Genomic DNA, 26,477 nt, shown 5'->3' on the forward strand with positions numbered 1-26,477 from the left:
ATCCACACATAAAAAAATAATCTTATCTTAAAATACGCATTAATTCGTTTTTGCCATCAAAAAAACCAACTATTTTCGTAGTAAAACGAGCATAGTTGGTTTAAATGTTTATTTGTCGAAAAATTATTCAGCTTTTTTCTTTTTCTTGCTTGCTTTTTCGCGTTCGTTTTTGTTAAGAATTTGTTTTCTTAAACGGATGCTTTCTGGTGTTACTTCACAGTATTCATCTTCATTCAAGAATTCTAATGATTCTTCTAACGTTAATTTTTTCGGTTTTTTGATGACTGATGTTTGGTCTTTCGTTGCCGAACGAACGTTAGTCATTTGTTTAGCTTTTGTGATGTTCACAGTTAAATCGTTGTCGCGGTTGTTTTCCCCAACAATCATTCCTTCGTAAACTTCTGTCGTTGGTTCAACGAAAACTGTACCACGTTCTTCAATACTCATGATTGAGTAAGTCGTTGCTTTACCAGTATCGATTGAAACTAGTGCACCTTGATGACGGCCACCAATCGTTCCTTGAATCATTGGTAAGTATTGATCGAAGGTGTGGTTCATAATACCATAACCACGAGTCATTGATAAGAATTCTGTTGAATAACCAATTAAGCCACGAGCTGGTGCTAAGAAGATTAAACGCATTTGTCCGTTACCGGCATTAATCATATCTTGCATTTCGCCTTTACGTAAACTTAGTGATTCAATCACGCTACCCATGTATTCTTCAGGTGTGTCAATTTGAACACGTTCAAATGGTTCACATTTAACTCCATCAATTTCACGTTCAATAACTTCTGGACGAGAAACTTGTAATTCATAGCCTTCACGACGCATGTTTTCAATTAAAATTGATAAATGCAATTCGCCACGACCTGATACAGTCCAAGAATCTGGGCCAATTGGATCAACACGTAAAGATACGTCTGTTTGTAACTCAGCCATTAAACGTTCTTCGATTTTACGAGCGGTGATGTATTTTCCTTCACGTCCCGCAAATGGAGAATTGTTAACTAAGAAAGTCATTTGTAAGGTTGGCTCATCAATGTGTAGAATTGGTAATGCTTCTTGATTGTGAACATCTACAACTGTTTCCCCAACGAAAATGTCTTCCATTCCAGAAACGGCAATTAAATCGCCCGCTTTTGCTTCATCAATTTCCACACGTTGTAGGCCAAAGAAACCTAAAATTTTCGTTACACGGAAATTTTTCACGCTGCCATCTAATTTCATCAACGCAACTTGGTCGCCGACTTTCATTGTGCCACGGAACACACGGCCAATCCCAATACGTCCAACGTAATCGTTGTAGTCTAGTAATGAGACTTGGAATTGAAGTGGTTCGTCTGAATTATCAACTGGAGCTGGCACATGTTCAATAATTTTATCAAAAATTGGGGCCATTGTTGGCGCTTGATCTGCTGGATCATCTGATTCACTTGAAGTTCCGTTTAAAGCAGAAGCATAAACAACTGGGAAATCTAATTGATCGTCGTCTGCACCTAATTCGATGAATAACTCTAAAACTTCATCTACTACGTGTTCAGGACGGGCAGAAGGTTTGTCAATTTTGTTAACAACCACGATTGGTGTTACTTTTTGTTCTAATGCTTTTTTCAATACGAAACGTGTTTGAGGCATTGTTCCTTCATACGCATCGACAACTAAAACAACACCGTCTACCATTTTCATGATACGTTCTACTTCACCACCGAAGTCCGCGTGTCCTGGTGTATCTAGAATGTTGATACGTGTACCGTTATAATCTACGGCTGTATTTTTTGCTAAGATAGTAATTCCACGTTCACTTTCAAGTGCATTGGAATCCATTGCACGTTCTTGTAATTGTGTGTGTCCATCTAAAGTGTCAGATTGTTTTAAAAGTTCATCTACTAAGGTTGTTTTACCATGGTCAACGTGGGCGATAATTGCCACGTTACGAATATCATCTCTGTATTTCAATTTAATTGCTCCTTATCTATATACGCTTATGTTACTTAAGTCCATAAAAGCCGACTGCTTATTATAGCAAACTTTTTTCATTAAAAAAAGGCTTTCGCCTGCAAAAATAATGAAAGTTTTAGAAATTATTCGGCTTTTTCTGAAAACAAGGACATTTTTTTACAAATTTTTCTCTTTTAAAAGAGGAAGAGCCTTACCTTTCAGCAACGCTCTTCTTTGATTATTCCGATTCATTTAAATATCGGGTAAATACTTCATCATAGGTTTCAGGAGTTGCTGCAATAAAGTATTCACGGCCATCAAAAGTTAATGGTTTTCCTGTAATACCAGAGTATTTAAACCCAAATTCTTCCAAAAGTACTAAGCCTGCTGCATAATCCCAAGGACTTAGATTAGATAAATAGCCATGATGGTTGCCTTTTAACATAGCAATAATTTCCAAACCTGCACAACCGCTAATACGCACGCCCATGCTTGCTTGTCCGATTTCCGTTGCGTGATGAATATTTTTTCCATGCATGTAAGCATTCATGCCCCATAATCCATCTGCCAAGGCTTTCATAGTAGGCGCTTTTAATAATTGATTATTCCGATAAACGCCAAGCCCTTTGCCACCCCAATAAAGTTCTTCTCGCATCACATCATAGATAAAACCTAATTTACCAATGCCCTCTTCATAAACAGCTAACATAATACAAAAATTTTCTCTTTCCATCACGAAATTCATTGTGCCATCAATCGGATCGATGATCCACACGCGACCAGCAAAACTTTTTAAAGTATTGTAGCCTTTTTCTTCCCCTAAAATTTGATCTTCGGGAAAATTTGTTTGAATTTTATTCATTAAAAATTCTTGGGTTTGTTCATCCATATTTGTCACTAAATCAGTGCGGCCATTTTTCTGTTGAACGGTTAACTCTGATTCCAAGTTCATTCGAATCACATCGGCTGCTTCAAAAAGCCAACTTTGAATTGTTTGAACAAATTTTTGCGTTTCAGTCATCTAATCATCCCCCAGCTTTAATTTACCGCTTCCCTGTTTTTTAGCTTGTTGAAGCGTACGATATAACGAATATCCTGAAGCATTTTCAAATTCACGACCTAAGCGTTTTTCTTCGCCGATACTTTTAACGACCGTTTTAAATTGTTGATAAGTTGTTAAAAATTTGTCAACAGGTAAGCCTGTTTCGTTGGCTTGCTCAACTGCTGTCCACATATTAGTGACAATCACCATTTCCTCTGTCGTCCAATCTAAATCTAATGGATATTGATAGTCTTTCATGTCTTCACCTCATCTTCTCTAGTTTAGCATATTTTCATAAAAAAATATCTTATTTACGTCGATTTTTTAATGCATTAAAGAGAGGATATTCTGCTGTTCCTTTGCGATACAAACTTTGTTGTGAAGCATAAATACCGCTATTTCCTGAACACATAAAACTAATTAAGCAGACCATGAAAAAATAGACCGCCGCTTCACTACCAAATAGTTCAATGCCCATAATGAAACAAGCAATCGGCGTATTCGTGGCGCCAGAAAAAACACCAATAAATCCTAAACCTGCTAAAAAAGGAATTGACAGATGTAACAAAGGGGCCAAAGAACTCCCTAACGTAGCCCCAATTTCAAACAATGGCGTCACTTCTCCTCCTTGGAATCCGGCACCCAAGGATAACACCGTAAAGAATAATTTCCCAACAAAATCAAAAGGCTGCGCATTGCCTGCAAATGCATCTTCTAATAAAGGTAAACTCAAGCCTAAATAACGTTGGTTGTTTAAGATGAGCACAAACAGAACAACAATGGACGCCCCAAGAAACGCACGAAGGTAGACATTAGCAAACCAATTTGCGTAGGTCTTTTTTAAAAAGACAATAGAACGACTAAAAACCCAACCTGCCAAGCCAAAACAAATCGATGCCAAAAATAATTTTACGAATAGCTCAACCGACCAAGTCGGAATTTTACCCATCGGATAATGCGTATGTGTTACACCAAAACTTTCAGTCACAAAATTAGCAAATAAGCCTGCAAAAAAACTTGGGAAAAGTGCCTCTGCACGAACTTTTCCAATCGCCAAAACTTCTAATCCGAAAACCGTTCCCGCTAATGGTGTGCCAAAAACAGAACTAAAACCTGCACTAATTCCGCTAATAATAATTACTTGTCGTTCCAAAGCGGACAGTTTAAAGACTTTTCCTACAGCATTTGCGATTGCGCCCCCCATTTGCACCGCCGTCCCTTCACGACCAACAGAACCACCAAATAAGTGCGTAGTAATCGTGCCAAACAACGTTAACGGAATTAAGCGCAAGGGAATATCTTCTTCCCCGCCATTGCCTTGTTCAATCACTAAGTTATTTCCTCGGCTAGCATTTTTCCCAAAACGCGTATAGAAATACGTAAAAACGACACCGCTAATGGGGAGGATAAAGAGTAACCAAGGATTTGCTAAACGAACATCTGTTACATAAGTGAGACTCTTTAAAAAAAAGGCGGATAACGCCCCCATAAATAAACCAATAATTGCGGTAATGAGCAACCATTTTGTCATATACCCGCCAATTGATAGTAGTTGCTTTGTTTCTTTTTTCACTTTACATGCTCCTTTACAATTTTCTTATCGCCGATCCTAGCGTACAGAAAAAGCCTACCAAAGGGTACACTTCTCCCGTTTGGTAGGCGTCATTAATTTATTCGTCCAATAAATAGTTCGTGGTGAACACCATCACCATGTTGCTATTAAACTATTAAAAATAATACCACGCAACTCTGGAAAGTGCAATAAAAAATCAATTGCGTTCCGTTTTTATCCACGTAGTATTACCTTTAATAAATCGATAATAAGCCATTACTACACTAACAAATAAAATTAAGTACATGTAGGAAATAGTAAAAGGTAAACTAATTAGCCCCAATTTTGCCGGTACTGCTAATTGAAAACTTTTCAACTCGCGATAATAGTTGATTGTAAAAAAAATGCCGAAAACGAGCGAAATACTGACAGCCAAAGCAAAACTAATACCTAGAGATAACGAAAAACCTAACCTATACAAGTGTTGCAGTTGAAGCCCAGTTAAAACAAAAACGAGAATTCCTGCGACGAGATTAATAAAGGGTTGCGCTAAAAAATAATAGATTCCGCACTTCTGTCTTAGCGTTAATGACTTTGATTTGATCACCCTGGGTAAATACGCTAGACAATCTAAATTCCCTTGGACCCAACGGCTTCGTTGCCGAATAAACCGCTTCACATCCTTTAGCGCTTCTTGAGCCATAAAGGCCTCATCAATATAAGCAATCGATAACTCTTTCAGCATTAATTTAATGGTTAACTCATAGTCATCCAACAAAGCATTTCCCCAAGGCTGATAGCCTAAGTGTTCGGTAATCATGGATAACCGAAAAAACTGACCATTGCCACCAAGTCCGATGGTTTTTGTTGCTCGACGCGCCTTTTGAATAAAATTATTAATCGTAAAAAACTCAACATCTTGTGCAATAAACATAAAATTTGTGACATCTTTCATTTTGATTCTTGTTTGTGCAGCACAGATTGTCGTATCTGCAAAAACATCAGTTAGTTCATTGACAATATTCTCACTAAAAAAACCATCTGCATCCACTACTCCCACCAATATTTGATTTCTTGAGTAGTCTTTTTTTTCTGCATCGGCTAATACAATTTGGAAAGCGTGGTTCAATGCGGCGCCTTTGCCTTGTTGTGCATTGGGAAATTGACGAGACAGAACTTGGATTGGACCAGCAATACTGTCCATCATTGCTTTGGTTTGGTCCGTTGATCCATCATCAATCGCAATTATTTTTTTCTGAATTGGTAAAGCAACCAGTTTTTTTAATGTTCCTCCGATGACTTTCTCCTCGTTTACACACGGTACAAGAAAGTAGCAGAAAAATTCTTCTGCTACTTCGACTTCTCTTCTTGTTTTTTTTCTTGTTCGAAAACTGAGAAATAAACTTGTAAATAAATAGGTTAAAAAGATGAACATAATTACTTTGTATAACTGATATAAATAACTCATGTAATTTGACCTCTTTTAAAAAAATAACGGTATAGAATGTAGGAAGTGACGATTGAAAGAAGAATAACACCAATTAAATCAGTCACAAAAAGGGCGCCCGTTGAAATCACCCCAAGTTTAGGTAAAGCGGATTGACTCATTAAATACTCCTTTCTCTCTATTTGTTTTTTACCAACACACCACCACAATGACCATGACACATCCCCCATAATAATATCTTGGCGGATTATAGTACACAGGTGGATTATAGTTAGTGATTGGCGGCACATAGGGCCAATATGTTGGTGGCGGTGGATTATAAACTGGTATTCTGCGATTTTCTCGAACAATTGCTATTGTTTGACCCGCATGATTTTGCATCAGACTGACGCGTGTTGGCGTAGTATTTCGTGAATAACCAGCTGGCGCTTGAACTTCTCTAATTTCATACACTCGGTTTACGGATAGTCCACTGATAGTAACTGTACCATCCCTCCCAGTTGTCACTCTTTGTGTATAGCCATTAGTTGTATCTTTCCATTCAAAAACAGCGCCCGCTAAACGTGTTTTTGTTTCAACATCTTGTTTAATAATTTTGATAGCACCATAGTTTGCTTTATTGTTTAACACTAACGTATACGTTTTTGTGCCTTGACCTCGTAAATCAATCCGATGGACCTTCCTATCCAACGCATACCCAGTTGGCGCTTGAATCTCGGTGATTTCATAAATACGATCCGATGATAATCCTGGAATCAGTACTTCACCATTTCCATTTGCTGTAAATGTTGCAGTATAATTATTGGTGGTATCGCGAAATCTGAATTTCGCTCCTGCTAAACGTTTTCTTGTATCCGTATCTTGCTTAATAATTTTGATGGCACCTTTTTGTGCTTGATTATTTAAGACTAATGTATAGGTTTTACCACCTTGTCCACGTAAATCAACTTTATGAACACGTCTATCTATGATATAGCCATTCGGCGCTTTGATTTCTGTGATCTCATAGATACGATCACCGGCTAATCCAAGAATCAGTACTTCACCGTTTCTATCCGCTGTAAACGTTGCAGTATAATTATTGGTTGTGTCTCGGAATTTAAATTGTGCGCCTGCTAAACGTTGTTTCGTATATCCATCTTGCTTAATAATTTTGATGGCGCTTTTTTGTGCTTGATTATTTAAAACTAATGTATAGGTTTTACCACCTTGTCCACGTAAATCAACTTTATGAACACGTCTATCTATGATATAGCCATTCGGCGCTTTGATTTCTGTGATCTCATAGATACGATCACCGGCTAATCCAGGAATCAGTACTTCACCGTTTCTATCCGCTGTAAACGTTGCAGTATAATTATTGGTTGTGTCTCGGAATTTAAATTGTGCGCCTGCTAAACGTTGTTTCGTATATCCATCTTGCTTAACAATTTTGATGGCGCCTTTTTGTGCTTGATTATTTTTGGTAAACGTGTAGGTTTTGCCAGCATAATTCGAAGGTAAAAGAACTCTATGCACCGTTTTGTCAAGTATATAACCATTTGGTGCTTTTATTTCTGTAATTTCATAAATCCGGTTGACGGAAAAATTATACAAAGTTGCTTCACCATTAGTATTAGCAGTTACTACGCCTGTATTCCCATTCACTGTGTCACGCCATCTAAATTGTGCACCTGCTAAACGTTGTTTTGAATAACCATCTTGTTTTACTAATTTTAAATTGCCACGTAACGCAACATTATCAATGGTGACTGTCACTACTTTATTAGCTTGTGCAGTTGTTAAAGTGACTTTATGCACAGTTTTATCTAGTACATAGCCTGCGGGTGCTTTTGTTTCCGTAAGTTCATACGTACGATTGACGGATAGATTGGGAATCGTGACTGTTCCATCGGTTCCAACTGTCACTGTTCCTGTCTTTCCTGTCACCGTATCTTTCCACTGAAATTCTGCGCCTGCTAAACGTTTTTTGCTGTCTTTATCTTGTTTGACAATTTTGATGGAACCTTTTTGCGCTACATTATCAATGGTTACTGTCACTATTTTATTAGCTTGTGCAGTTGTTAACGTGACTTTATGCACAGTTTTATCTAATACATAACCTGCGGGTGCTTTTGTTTCCGTGAGTTCATACGTACGATTGACGGATAAATTGGGAATTGTGACTGTTCCGTCGGTTCCAACTGTCACTGTTCCTGTCTTTCCTGTCACCGTATCTTTCCACTGAAATTCTGCGCCTGCTAAACGTTTTTTGCTGTCTTTATCTTGTTTGACAATTTTAATAGAGCCAGTTTGTACTTGCTGCGTATTCTTCACCCGATATGTTAAAGTGTAGTCGGCTTTTCCAGCAAATGAAATAGGATGTTTAGTTTCGTCTAATTCATAGCCATTAGGCGCCTTCGTTTCAACTAAATAATATTCTCCATCAGGTGATAAGTTTGAAAATAACAGTTCGCCATTTTCATTCGTGACACCTTTTTCTATTAAATTATCTTTTTGGTCGTACAACGAAAACTCAGCACCCGCTAAACGCTTCGCCTCATTATTTTCATCTACTTTTTCTACTTTTAATTGATTTTCTAAACGTGTATTTTCTTTTTTCAGACGAATCGTCTGAGTTTGGCCTGATTTAATTTCAAATGATACTGGCGTTGCATCTAATTTATAGCCGGGTGGTGCTTTAACCTCAATTAATTCATATTGATCAGGTTCTAAACCAGCTAAACGGATTTGTCCAGATTGATTGGTCCTTAAATTCTCTTGAATAACTTGTTGTGTTTTTTTATTCACAAGTTTGAAAATAGCGCCTTGCAGCACTTCAGCTGTCTCTGCGTCTATTTTTTCTAAAATAACACCACCTTGACCTGTTCCTCCACTATTTTCATCAGCAGTGATATAAGCGATGTCTTCATCTTCCCAAGCATCGAATCCCTCATTAGAAATACGCATATAGGTGTAATTTGATAGTAAGGCATCACTTGGAATATTTTCATTTGGAATTGTTTCTAAATAAATATAATAGGCGTTTTTGTTAGAAAGATAACTGCCCGTAGCCGTTGGTATTCCTTCAAATTTCTCCGCTTCATAATTAAGTCCGCTTTTAGAAGCATGTTTTTGGAAAAATTGACTAGCATCGTAACTGTATTCATCATGCTCTAAATTCCGAATCATTTCACCATTTACTTCTAAAATAGGCTGCTTGGTGAGATACGCGGCAATACTGTCAACAGCTAATGTTTGGTTTGGACCTACATTATCTAAAAATTTAAAGGTTGTTTTTTCTGAACCTGAAAGTCCTGCTTGGTTATAGTTAAAATAGATGACCCAAGCAACTCTTCCTTCTGGCGTAAAACCTAAAGGAACTTTCCGAACGAGCTCAGTTTCTGGAACTTTCTCAACATATTGCCCAATGTTAATCATTGCAACTTTTTGTGAATCACCAAAAGTAAAAACGACTTGATCTTCAAAATCTTCTGATAAATTTTGATTATATCGCAATTTCAGTTGTAAGTTAGCAGAGTAATCTGTGATTGTTTGTAAGGCTTTAATCGTCCAAGTACCATCATCATTTGGAATCACTTGGAGTGCATCTCCAATTTCAAAAGGCGTCATTGAATAGGAATATTTTTCACTAGCCATTTTTAACGTAAGGACCTCGCCCTTTGTTAATTCGGAAATTGATAATGCCAAGGAAACAGTTGCCCAATCTTTTGTTGCAACTATTTCCGTCTTATTTTCTGGATACTCCACAGATATAGACCGAATTTGCGGTCCACTTTCATTATCCATCGCATAAGAAATAATACTTGTATTAGATCCTAAAATAATAAAGATAATTAAACAAAGTGAAAATAACTTATTAATAATTTTTTTCATTCATCACAATCCTTTCAATATCAATATGTGTCTTTTTAGACACTAATTCACTAAAAAAAATAGTCATAATTTCTTCATTCTTCAAATCCAACAACTGTGAAATCAATTTAATATCCGCTGCTTTGAAAACAACTTCTCCTTTTAATTTTTTGTAAATCGTTGAAGCGGATATTGGTTGTCCGTATGCAGTCATTTCATTTGCCAACCACTCAACATTTTTTCCTTTCATTCTCAATTTTGAGTGTATTAAATTTGATTCCATTTTACTCTCCCCCTTTTTCACTCTTAGTGTCTAATAAGACACAGAAATTATATCATTTTGTGAAAAAAACGTCAATATCATTAAAATCAAATAACTTTTTTGTTATATTTGTTATATCTACTTTCAAAAAAACATGTTTCTTTTGCGACACTTTTTGTGCTAGAATGTTTTTACGGAGGTGATTTTTTTGAAAGAGAATTTTTTAAAGCAAAAACGGATGGAGAAAAATCTTACATTAGAACAAGTTGGAAATTTTGTTGGTGTTGGAAAAAGTACCGTCAGGAAATGGGAAACTGGAATGATTGAAAATATGGGGAGGGATAAAATTGTCGCCTTATCTAAAGTTTTAGATGTATCACCTCTTGAAATCTTAGGTATTCCTGAAACGGAAGAAACGCCATTTGTTGTCCCGACCAATATTATGAATGTTTACAAACAATTGACAACTGAAAATCAAGAAGCAGTCTATCGATATGCTCAAAAGAAATTAACAGAACAAAATTACTTTTAATATTTATTTTAAATAGATGAATGTTAGACTTTTTAGTCAACGTTAAACAAAAAAAGCTTATCCTTCCGGATAAGCTTTTTATTAGATTGACTGTTGGCCAAAATACTGACGCCATTTGTTTTTCATGGCTGTCGTCATCGGCAACGCCGCTTCTTTCACAGCACAATATTTGTCAACAAAGGTTACAATGTAACTTTCTTTGTATTTTGGTGGTGCAATAGTTGCGCCCCACATATGTTTAATAATAATGTCTCGCTCTAAATCAGACAACTCTGTAATTTTTTCAGCATTTTTGGCTGCAATTCGTGGATGAACATAGGCATGAGAGCCTTCGTCAAACTTTGTTGTGCGCCAATCATAGTAAAACAAATCATGTAATAATCCAGCACGAGCTGTTGCACGAGCATTGCCGTTCCAACGCTTTGCTAATTTATAGCTATGATAGGAAACACTAATTGAATGTTCTAAACGAGTTGAATGCATATGTTGTGTGTATTCTGCTAATTTTTGGACTTCTTCGGTTGCTAATAAATCTTCTACATAAGAAAGATATTCTTCGTCTTCACGCCATTTTTCTGTCATATAATTGGGTGCCACCTTTTCTAATCCTTTTATAACTTGACTCGAGTATAGCACCCCAGCTATTTAATTACTATGAATTTCTCAATCTGTAACTTAACTTTAATATTTGCTTAATAAGTTTAGCGTTCAGCGTAGCAAAATTTTCACAAAAACTTCTACATTTCTTCTGGTGCATGTAATCCTAGTAAACGTAAATCTTCTTTTAAAACAGTAGCTACTGCATAAACTAACGCTAAGCGTGCCCCTTTTTGATCATCTTCATCCAAAATCCGAACATGGGCATAATATTTATTGAACGCTTGTGCTAAATGAATGCTATGTTTCGCAATAACAGATGGTTCATATTTTTCAGCAGCTTGCATCACAGTTTCAGGGAATTTTTGTAACAACTTCACGACTTCCCAGCTATCCTTGTCATTTAGTGCATAACGTTGTGTAGCGTCTGGTGTAAAGTTTGCTTTACGTAAAATACTCATCGCACGAGCATGCGTATATTGAACATATGGCCCAGTTTCGCCTTCAAAACGAACAACTTCATCTAATACAAAATCGAAATTATTTAGACGATCATTTTTAAGGTCATGGAAAATAACTGCACCTACACCTACTTGTTTCGCCACTTCATCACGATTTGCTAAGTCTGGATTTTTCTCGTTAATTTGATTTCCTGCTAAAGTAACGGCTTCATTCAATACTTCTTCTAATAAAACGATTTTCCCTTTACGTGTGGATAATTTTTTACCGCCTTGAGTAATTAAACCAAACGGAATGTGTTCCATATCATCTGACCAGTCAAACCCTAGTTCTTTCAAGACTGCTTTTAATTGTTTGAAGTGATTGCTTTGTTCGTTGCCGACTACATAAAGCGATTTGGCAAAATCATACGTCCGTTTACGGTAAAGCGCAGCAGCTAAATCCCGTGTGATATATAACGTCGCACCATCTGATTTACGAATAAGTGCTGGATTTAAATTATATTCTGTCAAATCAACAATTTCTGCACCTTGATTTTCTGTTAATAAATGTTTTTCTTCTAATAAAGTAACAATTTCATCCATTTTATCATTATAAAAGGCTTCGCCATTGTATGAATCAAATTCAACTTCTAACATGGAATAGATTTTATCAAATTCTTTTAGAGACTCGCTACGGAACCATTTCCATAATTCATTAGCTTCTTGGTCTCCTTCTTCTAATTTTTTAAACCAAGCACGTGCTTCGTCCTCTAATTCTGGTTTTTCTTCTGCTTCTTCATGAAATTGCACATATAAGCGCAATAATTCATTAATTGGTTGTTGGCGGACTGCTTCTTCAGAACCCCATTTTTTATAAGCTACAATTAACTTACCAAACTGTGTACCCCAGTCACCTAAATGGTTAATCCGAATTGGCTGATACCCAATTTTTTCTAAAATAAAGGCAATTGAATTCCCGATTACCGTAGAACGTAAGTGCCCCATAGAAATTGGTTTAGCAATGTTTGGTGAAGACATATCAATAGGAACATTGCCATTATTACCAAAGGTACTGTTTCCGTAGTTGTTTTTTTCTTTGACTACTGCGCCAATGACAGCTTGACTGACTGCTTCTTTATTCATGAAAAAGTTTAAATAAGGTCCTACCACTTCAATTTTTTCAAAATTTGTGCCATCAATTTTTTCTGCTAATTCTGCTGCAATTTGTTGTGGTGCTTTACGATAAATTTTAGCTAATGAAAAGGCTGGAAAAGCCACATCTCCATGATCAACAGATTTAGGATTTTCCAATAATTGTTCGATTTGATCCATCGTTAATTCTTCATTTAAAACATCATGTAACGCTTTTGCTACGATTTCTTTGTTGTTCATAAGAACCCTCCTGATTAATTTGTAAGTATAAAAAAACAAAAACGTCTCTGACAAAACAAAATATTTTGTTTTGTCAGAGACGAGAATTTACCCGCGGTACCACTCTAATTGTCTATACTACTTGGATAGACCTGCTTCATCGATAACGGTGATTGCCGTCTGCTTTCAGCAGAATTCTAAAAGTGCGCTTCCTCATTCCGATCACTCTTGGCTCCCACCTTCCCAAGATCGCTAAGCTGATGTTGAAATAAGTACTCTCTTTATCATCGAATGTCATTGTTAAACTGGCTTCATTATAGCAAATTTTTGTCTAGCTGGCTAGCCTTCTTCACTAATTGTCATAAAACTAACGCCAGGTTCTGCATTTAAGTTATACGAAGCAAAATGATTCTTTTCAGCTTCGATAAAAGCGGCAGCGCCAATCATCGCCGCGTTATCCCCACAAAGTTTTAATGGCGGAATAAGTAATGTTACTGTTGGCAATTGTTCACTGATTGCATGTCTCATTGCTTCTCGTAATCCTTGATTCGCAGCAACGCCCCCAGCAATTAGCAATTGCTTAACAGGATATTCTTGACAAGCACGAATGGTTTTAGCCACTAATACTTCTACCACACTCGCCTGAAAACTTGCGGCTAAATCCTTTGTAGACAGTGCTTCACCACGTTGTTCTGCATTATGAACCGTGTTAATAAACGCACTTTTCAAACCACTAAAGCTAAAGTCATAGTTATCCTCTTTTAGCATCGCCCGTGGAAATTGATAGGTATCTGTGCCTTCATGGGCCAAAGCATCAATCTCTTTGCCACTAGGATAAGGCAACCCTAACACCCGTCCGACTTTATCATACGCTTCACCAGCTGCATCATCACGTGTTTCACCAACAATTTCGAAAGAGCCATCTTCTTTCATGTAGACCAATTCCGTATGTCCCCCACTAACAAGTAAGGCCATCAATGGAAATTCGAGCGGTGCCACAAAACGGGCAGCATAAATGTGCCCAGCCATATGATTGACTGGAATAAGTGGTAATTGGTGCGCCCAAGCAAATGCTTTTGCTGCAGAAAGTCCTATTAATAAAGCACCGACTAACCCAGGCCCATAGGTCACAGCAACGCCACTGAGTTCTTCTGGTGTGACTTTTGCTTCTGTTAATGCTTCTTCAATACAGATCGTCACTTGTTCAACATGATGACGACTCGCAACTTCCGGAACGACTCCACCAAAACGTTGATGGCTCTTAATTTGCGAAGCTACGATATTGGAAAGAATTTTGTCGCCATCTTCAATGACAGCCACACTTGTTTCATCACAGCTACTTTCCACAGCTAATAATAATTTACGTTCTTTTGTAAAAATTGTCATCGGGCTTCCTTCCTTAATTTCGCACACATTACAAAGGCATTTTCTTGCGGTTCTTTATAATAATTTTTTCGAACAGCTACTTTCCGAAATCCTGTTTTCTCATAAAGTTGTTGAGCTAATGTATTCGATTCTCTGACCTCTAAGAAAATTTGTGTAATGTCACGACTTTTAACATATTCTTTAAAAGCTTTCATTAATTGACAACCAATTCCTTGGTGTTGTTTCTGACCATTCACAACAACGTGACTAATTTCTGCTTCATCTAAAATAAAATGATAGGCAATATAGCCTAACCACTGGCCATTTTCAACTAAAAAAAGATATTCGCTATTTTCCTGAGCAAAATCTTCCGCGAATTGTGTTTCTGTCCAAGGGGAGCCAGTTGTATAAGAAGAATTACTAAAACGCCATAATTCTTCACCAATATTTGCTACAGATATTTCTTTTTTTGTTACTAACATTTTTTCTTCACTCTTCTTTTAAATCAATTATCATTTCTAGTGCGTCTTCATTATTTTCGTCATAATAGCCTTTTTTCACCGTTTGTGAGGCAAAGCCAATTTTTCGATATAAACGTTGGGCTTTAACATTACTCATTCGTACTTCTAGCGATAAGGTTTCACAACGATTTTTCTTGGCAAAAATTCGCGTTTCTTCTATTAAAGAACGACCTAAACCTAAGCCTTGGTATTCTGTGTGAACAGCAACATTCGTAATGTGTGCATCCGTTCCTTGAATTCGACAACCAATAAAGCCAACTGTTTTTCCGTTAATTGCCGCTAACAAATAGAGATGCGGCGCTTTTGAGCCAAGTTCTGCCATGAAAGCAGACATCGTCCAAGGAAGTTCCCCAGCATAAACTTCACGTTCAATTGCTAGTAAATCCTTAATATCTTGGTAGGTGATTTCACGCAATTGAAATTCTTGCTGGTTCATTGCAATGGTTTTAGTTATATACCGTTGCCGTCTTTTTGTAAAGTATTTTGTCACAAAATTAAAGTTTTTCCACATAGCTTTCTCCATTAGGCGTGTGTGTCTTCAACCAATTTTCTTCCGCTTCTACTTTTTTCAAATATGCAGGTAAGAACCCATGAACATTTTCAACAGGTTCAGCCACACTACCTAACGCAGCCAAAACTGCAGCATTAGGAATTTGCCATTGCGGGACATCACAAATTTCCCCATGAGGAATGATTTGAGCTATTTCTTCAGTGAATTTTTCAACATCTTCACCAACAAAAAAAAGATTTGGTTCATTTTTTAGTTGTTCTAATAACTCCCGCAATGAAATATGTTGGTCCGGTAACTCATTTTGCCACACGCCATCGACAAACCGATAAGCACCAGCATAGACGTTTTTACGACGCGCATCAAAAAGAGGCACAACTAAACCGGTTTGCCCAACACAATTGGCAGCTAACGTTTGTAGACTGGAAATGCCTACTAGCTCTTTCTTCAAAGTATAGGCCAATGTTTTGGCAGTCGTCACGCCTAAACGTAAGCCGGTGTATGATCCAGGTCCTTCTGCTACGACAAAACGATCAATTCCCGTTGGCGCCAAGTTCAATTGACTCATCAAATAGTCAATTGCCGGCATTAATGTTAAGCTATGATTTCTTTTAACCGTTGCTGTATAACTTCCCAGAATTTTTTGATTTTCACACACAGCAATACTCAATGTTTGGTTAGATGTATCTATTGCTAAAATTCGCACACGAATCCCTTTCCTTCTACAATTTAGTCGCTTCATTGTAGCACACTTTCCTTTTTCTAAAAAGGGAAAACGAGGTTTCTTTTTACAGAAACCTCGTTTCGTTCATTTTCTCTTTTTATTTAATGGTTGCTTCTAAGTAATCAATTAATGGTTTACTGATATCTGTTGCAGAACCATTTTCTCCTGAATTTTCAACCATAATCATTGTTAAGAATTTATTGTTACTACGATCTAACGTTAGAAGGAAACTGTTTTCTTTGCCATCTGTATCTTGTTTATCTTTTATTTCAGCTGTTCCTGTTTTAGCAGCCAATGAGAAGTTCGGATTGTACATATTATAAACATAACCTGAAGGATCTTCCACACTACCTAAAAGATCTGTGGCAATTGTATTCGCTGCGTTGGCGCTGATTACATTGTCTTTTTTCTTCGTTTCTTTGTCTAAAACTAGTTTTGGATAGACTAATGTTCCATTATTTTGGAAAACACTATACATGGTAGCTTGCTGGATTGGCGAAATTAACAATTGACCTTGACCATAGCCCGTATCTGCTAAAAGAATTTCAGAATTAAATTTATCTTCATTTGAAATTTGAGCAGGCGTCATGGCAATTGGTAAATCTAGTTCCTCACCGAAAATGAATTTATTAAGACCCGCTCTAAATTTGTCTTCTCCCATCCGTAATGTTTGTTGGGCAAAATAAATATTATCTGAATTAACTAAAGCGGTACGCAGATTGACTGGACTTGCTTCTTTTACACGTGTCGCAAAATAGCCGCCCCAAGATTTATCTTTTTGCCATTTCAAGCCATTAATTTCTAGCTCTTCATCTGGCTTCAATGTCCCTGCATCTAAACCAATGGCACCGGTAATTGTTTTAAAGGTAGAGCCTGGTGCATAGCCTGTCGCAAAACGTGCTGTGAATGGTAAATCTTTGTTGTTATTGTAAGCATCATATTCTTTTTGAGAAATACCATTGGCCATTTTATTAGGATCATACGAAGGTGAACTAACCGTTGCTAATAAATCGCCTTTTTGAGGATCGGTAATGACCGCACTACCAGGGCGTTTGTCAAATATAGCGAAGGCTTGTTGTTGTACGCCACTGTCAATCGTTAATTTAATCGTTTGACCATCTTTTTTCTCTTTGGTTTGTAAAGCTTTTTTGACATTCTCTTTGTCATCTAAAATAACTAGTGAGCCACCATCTTGCCCTCTTAACTCTTTATCAAACGCTCGTTCTAAGCCAGTTTTACCAATTACACCCGTACTACTTAACTCTGGATTTTTTTCAATATCTTCTGCAGTAATGGTGCCCGTATACCCGATTAATTGCGCAGCTGCTTCCCCCAGTGGATAATAACGTGACTCTGTATCTTTTGTCGCAGCCCCTGTTGGTAATTCTGTCACTGGTTCAGAAGCAACTGTGATTGGTACAAAGGAGTCTGCTTGGACCCACCCTTGGCTTAACTTTTGATTGATTTCATCAACAGAAACGCCGAACTTATCACTAAAAGCTTTGATATTGGCTGTTTTTTCTGCGCCAGAACCGAGTTTGGCAGGCACTACGCCCACTTCGTCAAACACTTTGTTAATTGCTAGCCCACTACCATTACGATCGACAATTTCTCCACGTTTGGCATTATCTACTTGAATCGAAATTTTATCATTTCCTGACATATCTGGAAAAATTAAAGACGGCTTCCAAGCGATTTGGTAGGTATCGCCTTTCTTGGCGATACTTGATTGATAAGACAAATCTTTCATTTCGCCTAAAGGCGTGCTCATAGATAATTTATAGGTAAATGTGTATTGATTGTCTTTCGCCTTTTTGACTTGGACATCACTAGCTTTGACTCCTTCTGCTTGAATCCCTGAATAAATTGCTTGGTATTTTTCAACAACAGATTTAGTATCATAGCCATTTTTCTTTAAGCTAGCTTCTTGAACAACAGACGGTAACTTATCAAATTCCTGTTTTGACAATACGTTTAAAAATTTAGTAGCTGTTTTCTTCGCTTCGGCTAATTCTTGTTTGGCTTGCCATTGACTATAAGCATAATACCCGCCACCGGCAGCAGCGATTAGAACCAAGGCAGAAACACCAAGAATAAGTGGTTTTTTTGAAGATTTTTTATTACGATTGCTTCGTTCCATTCAATAATCCCCTAACTATATAATATGTCTTTTCTTCTATTATACGTAACTTTTTTTAAAATGCTTGTGTTTCACCTATACTTTTTTTAATTTCTTAATAAAGTTTGATCAATTTTTTCCATTTCATCAGGCTTTCGTTGGATTTCTCTGCATTCATTGTGTGGTATACTAGCTGTAACAATTAGTTTTTTATTAGGAGGAATGAACATGGGACTTATTAAAGCAGCAACAAGTTCAGTTGGCGGTGGCTTGGCCGATCAATGGCTAGAGGTTATTGAACCTGATAATATGGGGGACACAACCGTCATGACAAAAGGTGTTTTTGTGCGTAAAGATGATAAACGTGGTTCTAATCGTAAAGGAACGGACGATGTTTTAACAGATGGTTCTGTTGTACATGTCTATCCCAACATGATGATGCTTCTTGTCGATGGGGGCAAAATCATCGATTACACTGCTGAAGAAGGCTATTATACAGTCAAAAATGATTCTGCGCCTTCAATGTTTAACGGTTCTTTAAAAGATGCGATTGCAGAGACCTTCAGTCGTTTCAAATTTGGTGGCGTAACTCCACAAAAACAACAAGTTTTTTATATTAACTTGCAAGAAATTAAAGGCATTAAATTTGGAACACCTGCGCCATTAAACTATTTTGATAATTTTTATAATGCCGAACTTTTCTTACGTGCACACGGAAATTACTCAATTAAAATTACAGATCCTTTACTATTTTATACTAATGCGATTCCTAAAAATCAAACGCAAGTAGATATTAATGATATTAATGAACAATATTTGGCAGAGTTCATTACAGCATTGCAAGCAGCAATCAATCAAATGTCTGCTGATGGGCAACGTATTTCTTATGTTCCCTCAAAAAGTGTTGAATTAAGCAAATATATGCAAACTGCACTTGATGAGGATTGGCGCACCAATCGCGGCATGGAAATTGTTTCTGTAGCAGTTGCGAGCATTTCTTATACAGATGATTCAACAAAATTAATCAACATGCGAAATGAAGGAGCTATGCTCAGCGATCCAGGTGTTCGCGAAGGCTATGTTCAAGGTTCCTTGGCTCGTGGTATGGAGGCTGCTGGTAAAAATGAAGGTGGCGCTATGAGCGGCTTTATGGGCGTTGGTATGGGCATGAATGCGAATGGCAACTACTTTGCGCAAGCGTCTCAAACAAACCAACAACAAATGCAAGAAAAACAAAACCAGCAAAACGCACAAGGGTCTACAGACACTTGGACTTGCCCACAATGTGGGACTGAAAACACTGGGAAGTTTTGTTCAAACTGTGGTACACCAAAACCAACAAACGAGAAGCCAAAATTAGAAATGAAATGTAGTGAATGTAGCGAAATTGTTGACTTAAGTAATGGTATTCCTAAGTTCTGTCCACATTGTGGTAAACCATTCCAAGGGGTTCCTTTATAAGCAAGTAGTGAACAATTAAAGAAAAGGGTCAGGCACAAGTCTACCCTTTTTCTTTGAATCAGATTCCTGTTATTTACTCACTCTATTAGAAAGGACGGTTGCAATGGAAACAACATTTACCCATAAATGCCCCAACTGTGGCGGCCCGCTCTTATTTAATCCCAAAGATCAAAAATTTCATTGTGAATATTGTTTAAATATTTACACGGAAGAAGAAGTGACTCGTTATGAGCAACAGCAACATGAGGCACATTTAGAGAATCCCTCAACAACGACCGCCGAGGAAAATTTGACTTTCACAGCGGAAGAAGAATCCTCCGCCACGCAACAAACAGAGACCACTGAGAATGAAACAACTGCCGATGCAGGCACAATGGAAATTTTTAATTGTCCAAGCTGTGGCGCTCAAATTGTCACCGATGCAACAACAGCAGCCACATACTGTTATTATTGCCATAATCCAGTTGTCTTGGCTGGTCGATTAAGTGGCGAATTTTTACCAGAAAACGTCTTACCCTTTACAATTGAAAAAGACGAAGCGATTGAAAAATTTCTCGCTTGGACCAAGAAAAAATGGTTCATTCCCCGAGATTTTTTCAGCAAAAATCAAATTGATAAATTAACTGGGGTTTACTTCCCCTATTGGGTCGTTGATGCAGAAGTCGATGGACAACTCCAAGCTACTGGCACAAGTATTCGCATTTGGCGCGTAGGTGATATTGAATACACCGAAACAAAACGTTTCAATGTGGGACGTTCAGGAAAATTATCGTTTAAAGAATTAGTTAAAAATGCCTTGTCAAAAAACGTCCAACAAAAAATGGTGGAAGGCGTTCAACCATTTTTAATTGATCAAGCAGTGCCTTTCAAAAGCCAATACCTAGCAGGTTTTCAAGCAGAAAAACGCGATATTGAATATGAAGCAATCAAAAAACACGTCCAACAAGAATTACAAGATTATTCGGAATCATTGTTACGGGACTCTGCTTCTGGTTATACTACGTTGACAAATGTTCGCACGGATATTTCTCTAAACCAAGAAAATAATCACTATATGCTTTTACCAATTTGGTTAGTCACCTATCGCAGTCAGGAACAATCAAAAAAGGTTTATTATTACGCCATGAATGGACAAACAGGTAAAGTAAGCGGTGTACTTCCAATTAGTTACACTCGTTTAGGGCTAGCAACGTTAGGCATTTTTGCTGGACTCTTAGCACTCTTTTTATTAGGAGGTTATTTCCTATGAAAAAACGACTTTTACCTATTTTTTTCCTAATACTTCTTGCCTTTGGCCTTGCCCTACCCGTTTCGGCGGCTGAAAATTCAATTGATGATGGTGCACAATTACTGACACCTGATCAAATCAACCAACTAAAACAAGAGATACAACCTTTAGAAGAAAAGACCAAAGCCTCTGTCTTTATCGTGACCACAAATAATAATACTTATGGTGATGAACAAGACTATGCAGATCATTATCTTTTAAATAAAGTTGGTAAGGATCAAAATGCGATTCTTTTTCTCATTGATATGGACTTACGGAAAGTCTACATCTCTACTTCTGGAAACATGATTGATTATATGACGGATGCACGAATTGATGATACCTTAGATAAAGTAATGGATGGAATGAGTCAAGGAAATTATTTTGCGGCTGCTCAAACCTTTGTTCAGGAAACTCAAGCATTTGTTGATAAAGGGGTTCCTGGGGGTCACTATCGTGTGGACAGCGAAACAGGTAAAATCACTCGTTATAAAGTCATTACCCCGCTGGAAATGGTAATTGCTTTTGCTGCTGCGCTGATACTCAGCTTGGTCTTCTTAGGCATCAATATTTCTAAATATCAATTAAAATTTTCAAGTTATCAATATCCTTTTAGGGAAAAAACAACGTTAAACTTAACCTCCCGCACAGATCAGTTAACCAACTCTTTCATCACTACTCGTCGTATTCCTAAAAACAATGGCGGCAGTGGCGGAATGGGCGGTGGTGGCAGCACCACCCACTCAACTGGCGGCGGCACATTCGGTGGCGGCGGTCGAAGTTTTTAGATTTTTTATCTTTTTTCATTATTTCATAAAAATAATGGTGTTATTTTTATGGAATAATGATAAAATAAGTATACTGTGGTGTGTTATTTTTACACAGGACGGTATACTTATTTTCATTTAAACTAAGTGCTTTGTAGTCCAAAGTTATTTAATTGGGGATTGTTTTCAACTATTTAGTAAGCGCTACAAATCATTAACTAAACTATGGGAGGTAAAGTGAAAATGAAAAAATTTTCTATGTTAGGATTAGTTTTAATTAGTACTCTGATTTTAGGTGCATGTGGTTCTGGAACAAACAACACTAATAAAACTAAAAAAACTTCAAGTACTGCTACCGCAACAACTGAAACAAAAGCTAAAGAAGATAAAGGGACTTATAAAGATCGAACATTGACTGTTCCTGATGGTGTATTAAAAATCACCGAATTCCAAAAAGGTACAAGTTTCGATGGTAAACCAATCTTTTATGTACTATTTGATTTGACTAATAACACTAAGGAAGCACAAGATGTACAAATGTTATACTCTAGCTTTGTTAGCGTATCACAAAATACCGGCGATACAACAGAAGATTTAACTTATGGAATTGTTAATGATTCTCCGATTAAAGATAGAATTGACATGTTAAATAAAAAAGTTAATCCTGGCGCAACTGTCCAAGCAGCATACCCTTATGAATTTGCTGATGAAACAAAACCTGTAACTTTTACTTTCAGAGACAGTATGTTCAGCATGGGAGATCCTATCGCTGTTGAAGAAATTACAATTAAATAGTCTGTAAGCAAGTAGGCACTTAGTTCTACTTGCTTTTTTGGTTTGTTCTTCATAGAGTTGAATGGTAAAATTAATTTATCTTAACCAAAAGGAGTCATCCCATGAAAAGTATGTGCGAACTGTGTGATCTAAATCCTGGTAAAATCATCACCTTTGATAATCACGGTATCTGTAAACATTGTGCAGAACATTTAGAGTTAAAACCAAAAGAAATTAAAGATCGAACAATGGAAAGTATTATAAAACGTCAAGAAGAAATTATAAAAAAGGATCAAGCAATGCAAGCAAAGGGAAATTTATGTTATCTTTGCGAAGAGGAAACTGGCAAGTACTTTACGAGTGATTTTTATCGCGTAGGAAAAAGCTGTTTAAAAAAACTTAAAGTATCCACTTGGTCCGTTGATAAAAAAAGTTTAGCTGATTTACAACAAATGCAAGAGTTAATAAACAAGCAGTCTGAAATCGCAAAAGCAAATGAAAAAAATGCTGAAGTTTATGGAAATCTATGTGCTCTTTGTCAGGATAATAAAGGAAAATATTTAACTTCAGATAATTACCAAATCTGTAAGAAATGTGCAGGTCAACTCGGTGTCCAAGGACAAGGATATACCCAAACTTGGACATTGACGGATTTAAGAAATGTCCAAGAAGACAACCGGCTATTCAATCCTACAACAACCATTGCTGGCTCGATTGAATTCGATGAACCTGAAAAAAAATTTCGACTGGTTGGTTCATCAAAAATTTTGCCAGTAAGCATTATCGCTGATTACAAAATTTTAGAGAAAAAAAATACCCATTTCACCGAAGAAAACGTACCTTATGATCGCGTCAGTAGTGTCTATATTTTGATTAATCTAGATGATTTGCAACGCCCAACCATCACTATTTCCTTTTTAAAGACACTTAGTGAGCAAACCACTGAATTTGATCGTCAATTAGCGATCGATAGAGCCCGTTTCAACGCCGAACGAGCCCTTTCATCATTAGACACTATTGTTCGTCGAATAAAAGAAAAAGAAATACCAACTCCTATAAAGAGTGATGAAAACCAACCGATTGAACCAAAGCTATCTGATTCACAAAAAAACTCATCTAGCACTATTGAAGACGTAATGGCTGAGTTAAGAAATTTAAAACTGTTAGTTGATGAAGGAATTCTAACAGAAGAAGAATTTCAACAAAAGAAACGGCAATTGCTTCAATTAGATTAATAAAAAAATCCTGAAAAGACTCGTCATCTTTTCAGGATTTTTTTATTCTTGGTATTTTCCCATAATTCTTGATAAGGTATTTCATGGATATCACGAAAATAGGCTACTTCAAACTTTTCAAAATCAGTTGACTGGCAGTTACCTGTTAAAACACCAATTCCCGCTTTACCATGACAAGTTCCCATGAAAACATCCACGAGCGAATCACCTACCATAATTACTTCTGTCGGCTTCAATTGACATGACTGACAAAAGGCTTGGAGCATGGCCGCATCTGGTTTCGGTAAGTAACGATCTCCTGTCGCAATAAAATCAAACATTTCTGTTAAACCAAGATATTCCATAATCAACATAGTCGCTGGCAAAGTATCTGAAGTTGCTAATCCAATTTTATAGTTCTTCCGTTTCAGCTCAAGAAATAACTGTTTTAAATCACCAATTGGTTCAATCTTTTTCAGATTTTTTCGTAAATAATCATAAAAAAATTGCTCCAGCCATCGACTGCTGATTCCCTGTTCGACTAATTCCTCAAATTGCGCCAATTCCTGATAAAGTTCCTGATAAAGGACTTCATCAAGTAAATGTTTTTGCAAAAAACGTTGCTCCTGAATAGCTAATATCTTTTTTATTTCTGCTGAATGATGAGGGGCTAACATACTTAGTGTTTCAAAACAAGCTTTCAAACCTGCTTGCCAAAGAGTATCAAAACGAATACACGTACCATCTTTATCAAATAAAATTCCTCGATTTTCCATGAAAGAACACCTCAAAACGTTTGCTTTGCTTCCTATTTGTTTCTTCAAGTATACTAATCATTTATTTGATTTTGATATTCTTTTTGTATCATTTGTGTAAAAAAATATAAAAAAGCAACGAATGAGCCGACCTCCAAAAGTTAGACCTAGAAATCTAACTTTTTGGGGTTTTTTTGTATGGCAAAATACAGTTTTGAATTTAAACTTAAACTTGTTCATGACTACTTATCTGGTCAAGGAGGTCTAAGGTTTCTCGCAAAGAAGTATGGGTTTAAAGATAGTTCTCAAATAAGCAAATGGATAAATGCCTATAAAGAACTTGGTGAAGAAGGCCTACTTCGCAGTCAAAAAAATAAGAATTACTCTGTTCAATTTAAGCTAGATGCGATAGAGTTATATTTAACAACAGAGTTGTCCTATCAAGAAGTAGCTAATCTTCTAAAAATGAACAATCCAGCATTGATTGCGAATTGGCTTAGAACGTATCAGAAGTTTGGTATAGAGGGACTCTCTAAACAGAAAGGACGTCCACCTACCATGCCTAAGAAGAAACAAAAGGAAAGCCAACCATTACCAAGTGAACGATCTCAAGTAGAGAAACTAGAAAAAGAAAATAGAATGTTAAAAATTGAGAATGCCTATTTAAAAGAATTGAGAAGACTGCGTTTAGAGGACGAACAAAAAATGAACGAATCGCACGAATCATTCACAGTCTCCGAAGACACTTTCGATTAAAAGATATTTTGGAAACCCTAAGGTTTCCAAAATCTACTTACATGTACTGGCAAAAACGCCTCGACAGAACAGCTTCAACACAAATCATTGAAGAAGAAATTCAAGCGATTCGTAAAAAACATCAACATTATGGCTATAGAAGGATGACCCAAGAATTGAAACGACGTGGATTTCAAGTGAATAAAAAGAAAGTCCAGCGATTAATACAAAAGTTAAAGTTACAAGTCAAAGCTTTTACTAAGAAATCCAGAAAATATAATTCCTATAAAGGAACCGTTGGTAAAATCGCTAAAAATTTGATTCGTCGCCGATTTAAAACCTCTGTTCCTCATCAAAAAATTACAACTGATGCAACTGAATTTAAGTACTTTGAAGCAGATAACGCAGGCATCTTTCGTCAGAAAAAACTATACTTAGATCCATTTATGGATATGTATAATAGTGAAATTCTAAGCTATAGCCTTTCTACTCAACCAAATGGTAAAACAGTTATGGAAGGTCTGAAAGAAGCAATTTCTCAAACAAATGATTGTCCCTATCGGCGCACCTTTCACTCTGATCAAGGCTGGGCTTATCAAATGAATGTCTATATACAAACATTAAAGGACAATAATATCTTTCAAAGTATGTCTCGAAAAGGAACCTGTTTAAATAATTCTCCTATGGAGAATTTCTTCAGTATCCTAAAACAAGAAGTGTACTATGGAAAAATCTATCAAAGTCAAAATGAATTGAGAGAAGCAATTGAGAACTACATTTATTATTACAATCATCACCGAATCAAAGAAAAACTTAACTGGAAAAGCCCAGTAGAATTTCGACAATTCAATCAAAAAACTGCATAAAAAATAGAGTGGAAAAATCCACTCTATAAAAAGTCTAACTTTTTGGGGTCGCTACAGAATTTAGAAAAATTCGTTGCTTTTTTTTTAATCAATCACTTTTTTTACTTTGAATTCTTTTGTTTCAGCAGACGGTTCTGTTTGATCAGCTAATTCAAATAAAATATGGGTACCATTTTCTTCATCTTCAACGATAATCAGTTTTCCTGGAATCTTTCGAGTATCTTTCGCAATTTGGGCTTCTTTAATTAATTCTTTTTGATCTCTTTTTGAAGCAAGGGCATTTCCTAAATTAAAAAAGACAGTTTCTTCCATAATTAACCACTCACTTTCTCTACTTTTCTTAAGTCAATTATAGCATATCC

At 36.7% G+C, this 26,477-nt stretch carries 22 protein-coding genes, 1 pseudogene, 1 riboswitch and 1 other annotated feature; of the genes and pseudogenes, 7 read left to right on the forward strand and 16 right to left on the reverse strand.

Annotated features, from left to right (window positions below; genetic code table 11):
• Positions 1–123: 123 nt before the first annotated feature.
• From typA to MKZ30_RS09495, 7 genes are all read right to left on the reverse strand, one after another.
• On the reverse strand, positions 124–1,959 hold the full coding sequence (gene typA, locus MKZ30_RS09465; protein WP_033601294.1) for a translational GTPase TypA: 1,836 nt from the start codon (positions 1,957–1,959) through the stop codon (positions 124–126).
• Between the two features lie 220 nt (positions 1,960–2,179).
• Positions 2,180–2,962, reverse strand: coding sequence for an inositol monophosphatase family protein (locus MKZ30_RS09470; protein ID WP_002420023.1), 783 nt, complete (start codon positions 2,960–2,962; stop codon positions 2,180–2,182).
• Positions 2,963–3,241 carry a UPF0223 family protein gene (locus tag MKZ30_RS09475; protein WP_002356679.1) on the reverse strand — a complete coding sequence of 93 codons (279 nt, stop codon included), beginning with the start codon at positions 3,239–3,241 and terminating at the stop codon, positions 2,963–2,965.
• Positions 3,242–3,290: 49 nt separating this feature from the next.
• A complete protein-coding gene (locus tag MKZ30_RS09480) occupies positions 3,291–4,556 on the reverse strand; it encodes a voltage-gated chloride channel family protein (RefSeq protein WP_033601293.1) in 1,266 nt (421 codons plus the stop codon).
• 76 nt (positions 4,557–4,632) lie between these two features.
• Positions 4,633–4,702, reverse strand: a riboswitch (Fluoride riboswitch).
• Between the two features lie 50 nt (positions 4,703–4,752).
• On the reverse strand, positions 4,753–6,003 hold the full coding sequence (locus MKZ30_RS09485) for a glycosyltransferase family 2 protein (protein WP_002420020.1): 1,251 nt from the start codon (positions 6,001–6,003) through the stop codon (positions 4,753–4,755).
• Between the two features lie 168 nt (positions 6,004–6,171).
• On the reverse strand, positions 6,172–9,858 hold the full coding sequence (locus MKZ30_RS09490) for a SpaA isopeptide-forming pilin-related protein (protein ID WP_129276999.1): 3,687 nt from the start codon (positions 9,856–9,858) through the stop codon (positions 6,172–6,174).
• A complete protein-coding gene (locus MKZ30_RS09495; RefSeq protein WP_010816664.1) occupies positions 9,842–10,120 on the reverse strand; it encodes a hypothetical protein in 279 nt (92 codons plus the stop codon). Before MKZ30_RS09495 ends, MKZ30_RS09490 begins: the two co-directional genes overlap by 17 nt.
• Before the next feature lie 178 nt (positions 10,121–10,298).
• Between MKZ30_RS09495 and MKZ30_RS09500 the strand changes: the two genes are divergently transcribed.
• The gene (locus tag MKZ30_RS09500) at positions 10,299–10,631 is read left to right on the forward strand and encodes a helix-turn-helix domain-containing protein (protein ID WP_002382719.1); all 333 of its coding nucleotides are present in this window, start codon (positions 10,299–10,301) and stop codon (positions 10,629–10,631) included.
• Positions 10,632–10,712: 81 nt separating this feature from the next.
• On the opposite strand, the gene MKZ30_RS09505 is transcribed toward MKZ30_RS09500, so the two are convergent.
• The 7 genes from MKZ30_RS09505 to pbp4 form a co-directional block, all read right to left on the reverse strand.
• Entirely contained in the window at positions 10,713–11,213 is a 501-nt protein-coding gene (locus MKZ30_RS09505) for an HD domain-containing protein (RefSeq protein ID WP_033601302.1), read from the reverse strand.
• Positions 11,214–11,368: 155 nt separating this feature from the next.
• Positions 11,369–13,060 carry an arginine--tRNA ligase gene (gene argS, locus MKZ30_RS09510; RefSeq protein WP_002382717.1) on the reverse strand — a complete coding sequence of 564 codons (1,692 nt, stop codon included), beginning with the start codon at positions 13,058–13,060 and terminating at the stop codon, positions 11,369–11,371.
• Positions 13,061–13,132: 72 nt separating this feature from the next.
• Positions 13,133–13,336 (reverse strand) — a binding site (T-box leader).
• Positions 13,337–13,378: 42 nt separating this feature from the next.
• On the reverse strand, positions 13,379–14,425 hold the full coding sequence (gene tsaD, locus MKZ30_RS09515; protein ID WP_016626731.1) for a tRNA (adenosine(37)-N6)-threonylcarbamoyltransferase complex transferase subunit TsaD: 1,047 nt from the start codon (positions 14,423–14,425) through the stop codon (positions 13,379–13,381).
• Positions 14,422–14,886, reverse strand: a complete 465-nt coding sequence (gene rimI / locus MKZ30_RS09520) for a ribosomal protein S18-alanine N-acetyltransferase (RefSeq protein WP_249958758.1) — start codon at positions 14,884–14,886, stop codon at positions 14,422–14,424. Before rimI (MKZ30_RS09520) ends, tsaD begins: the two co-directional genes overlap by 4 nt.
• A 7-nt stretch (positions 14,887–14,893) precedes the next feature.
• Complete coding sequence (rimI, locus tag MKZ30_RS09525) at positions 14,894–15,448, reverse strand: ribosomal protein S18-alanine N-acetyltransferase (protein WP_002382714.1); 555 nt, start codon at positions 15,446–15,448, stop codon at positions 14,894–14,896.
• Entirely contained in the window at positions 15,420–16,139 is a 720-nt protein-coding gene (gene tsaB / locus MKZ30_RS09530) for a tRNA (adenosine(37)-N6)-threonylcarbamoyltransferase complex dimerization subunit type 1 TsaB (RefSeq protein WP_010827628.1), read from the reverse strand. The genes rimI (MKZ30_RS09525) and tsaB overlap by 29 nt, the downstream gene beginning before the upstream one ends.
• Positions 16,140–16,254: 115 nt before the next feature.
• Positions 16,255–18,297, reverse strand: coding sequence for a penicillin-binding protein PBP4(5) (gene pbp4 / locus MKZ30_RS09535; RefSeq protein ID WP_033601304.1), 2,043 nt, complete (start codon positions 18,295–18,297; stop codon positions 16,255–16,257).
• A 207-nt stretch (positions 18,298–18,504) separates the two neighbouring features.
• Here pbp4 and MKZ30_RS09540 point away from each other — a divergent pair, with 207 nt between their 5' ends.
• The 5 genes from MKZ30_RS09540 (at position 18,505) to MKZ30_RS09560 (ending at position 23,780) form a co-directional block, all read left to right on the forward strand.
• Complete coding sequence (locus MKZ30_RS09540; protein WP_002381543.1) at positions 18,505–19,737, forward strand: SPFH domain-containing protein; 1,233 nt, start codon at positions 18,505–18,507, stop codon at positions 19,735–19,737.
• A gap of 103 nt (positions 19,738–19,840) precedes the next feature.
• Positions 19,841–20,986, forward strand: a complete 1,146-nt coding sequence (locus MKZ30_RS09545) for a TFIIB-type zinc ribbon-containing protein (protein WP_002359695.1) — start codon at positions 19,841–19,843, stop codon at positions 20,984–20,986.
• Positions 20,983–21,792 carry a TPM domain-containing protein gene (locus MKZ30_RS09550; protein ID WP_033601305.1) on the forward strand — a complete coding sequence of 270 codons (810 nt, stop codon included), beginning with the start codon at positions 20,983–20,985 and terminating at the stop codon, positions 21,790–21,792. The genes MKZ30_RS09545 and MKZ30_RS09550 overlap by 4 nt, the downstream gene beginning before the upstream one ends.
• A gap of 222 nt (positions 21,793–22,014) precedes the next feature.
• On the forward strand, positions 22,015–22,566 hold the full coding sequence (locus MKZ30_RS09555) for a DUF5067 domain-containing protein (protein WP_010783600.1): 552 nt from the start codon (positions 22,015–22,017) through the stop codon (positions 22,564–22,566).
• A gap of 101 nt (positions 22,567–22,667) precedes the next feature.
• A complete protein-coding gene (locus MKZ30_RS09560; RefSeq protein WP_033601306.1) occupies positions 22,668–23,780 on the forward strand; it encodes an SHOCT domain-containing protein in 1,113 nt (370 codons plus the stop codon).
• A gap of 23 nt (positions 23,781–23,803) precedes the next feature.
• Here the strand turns inward: MKZ30_RS09560 and MKZ30_RS09565 are convergent, their stop codons facing one another.
• Entirely contained in the window at positions 23,804–24,535 is a 732-nt protein-coding gene (locus MKZ30_RS09565) for an HAD family hydrolase (RefSeq protein WP_002419511.1), read from the reverse strand.
• Between the two features lie 177 nt (positions 24,536–24,712).
• Between MKZ30_RS09565 and MKZ30_RS09570 the strand changes: the two are divergent.
• Positions 24,713–26,115, forward strand: a pseudogene (locus tag MKZ30_RS09570) (IS3 family transposase).
• 84 nt (positions 26,116–26,199) lie between these two features.
• Here MKZ30_RS09570 and MKZ30_RS09575 read toward each other — a convergent pair.
• On the reverse strand, positions 26,200–26,427 hold the full coding sequence (locus MKZ30_RS09575) for a hypothetical protein (protein WP_002362220.1): 228 nt from the start codon (positions 26,425–26,427) through the stop codon (positions 26,200–26,202).
• Positions 26,428–26,477: the final 50 nt, after the last annotated feature.

It is taken from the genome of Enterococcus sp. LX10 (assembly GCF_023539285.1).
Lineage (GTDB): Bacteria > Bacillota > Bacilli > Lactobacillales > Enterococcaceae > Enterococcus > Enterococcus faecalis.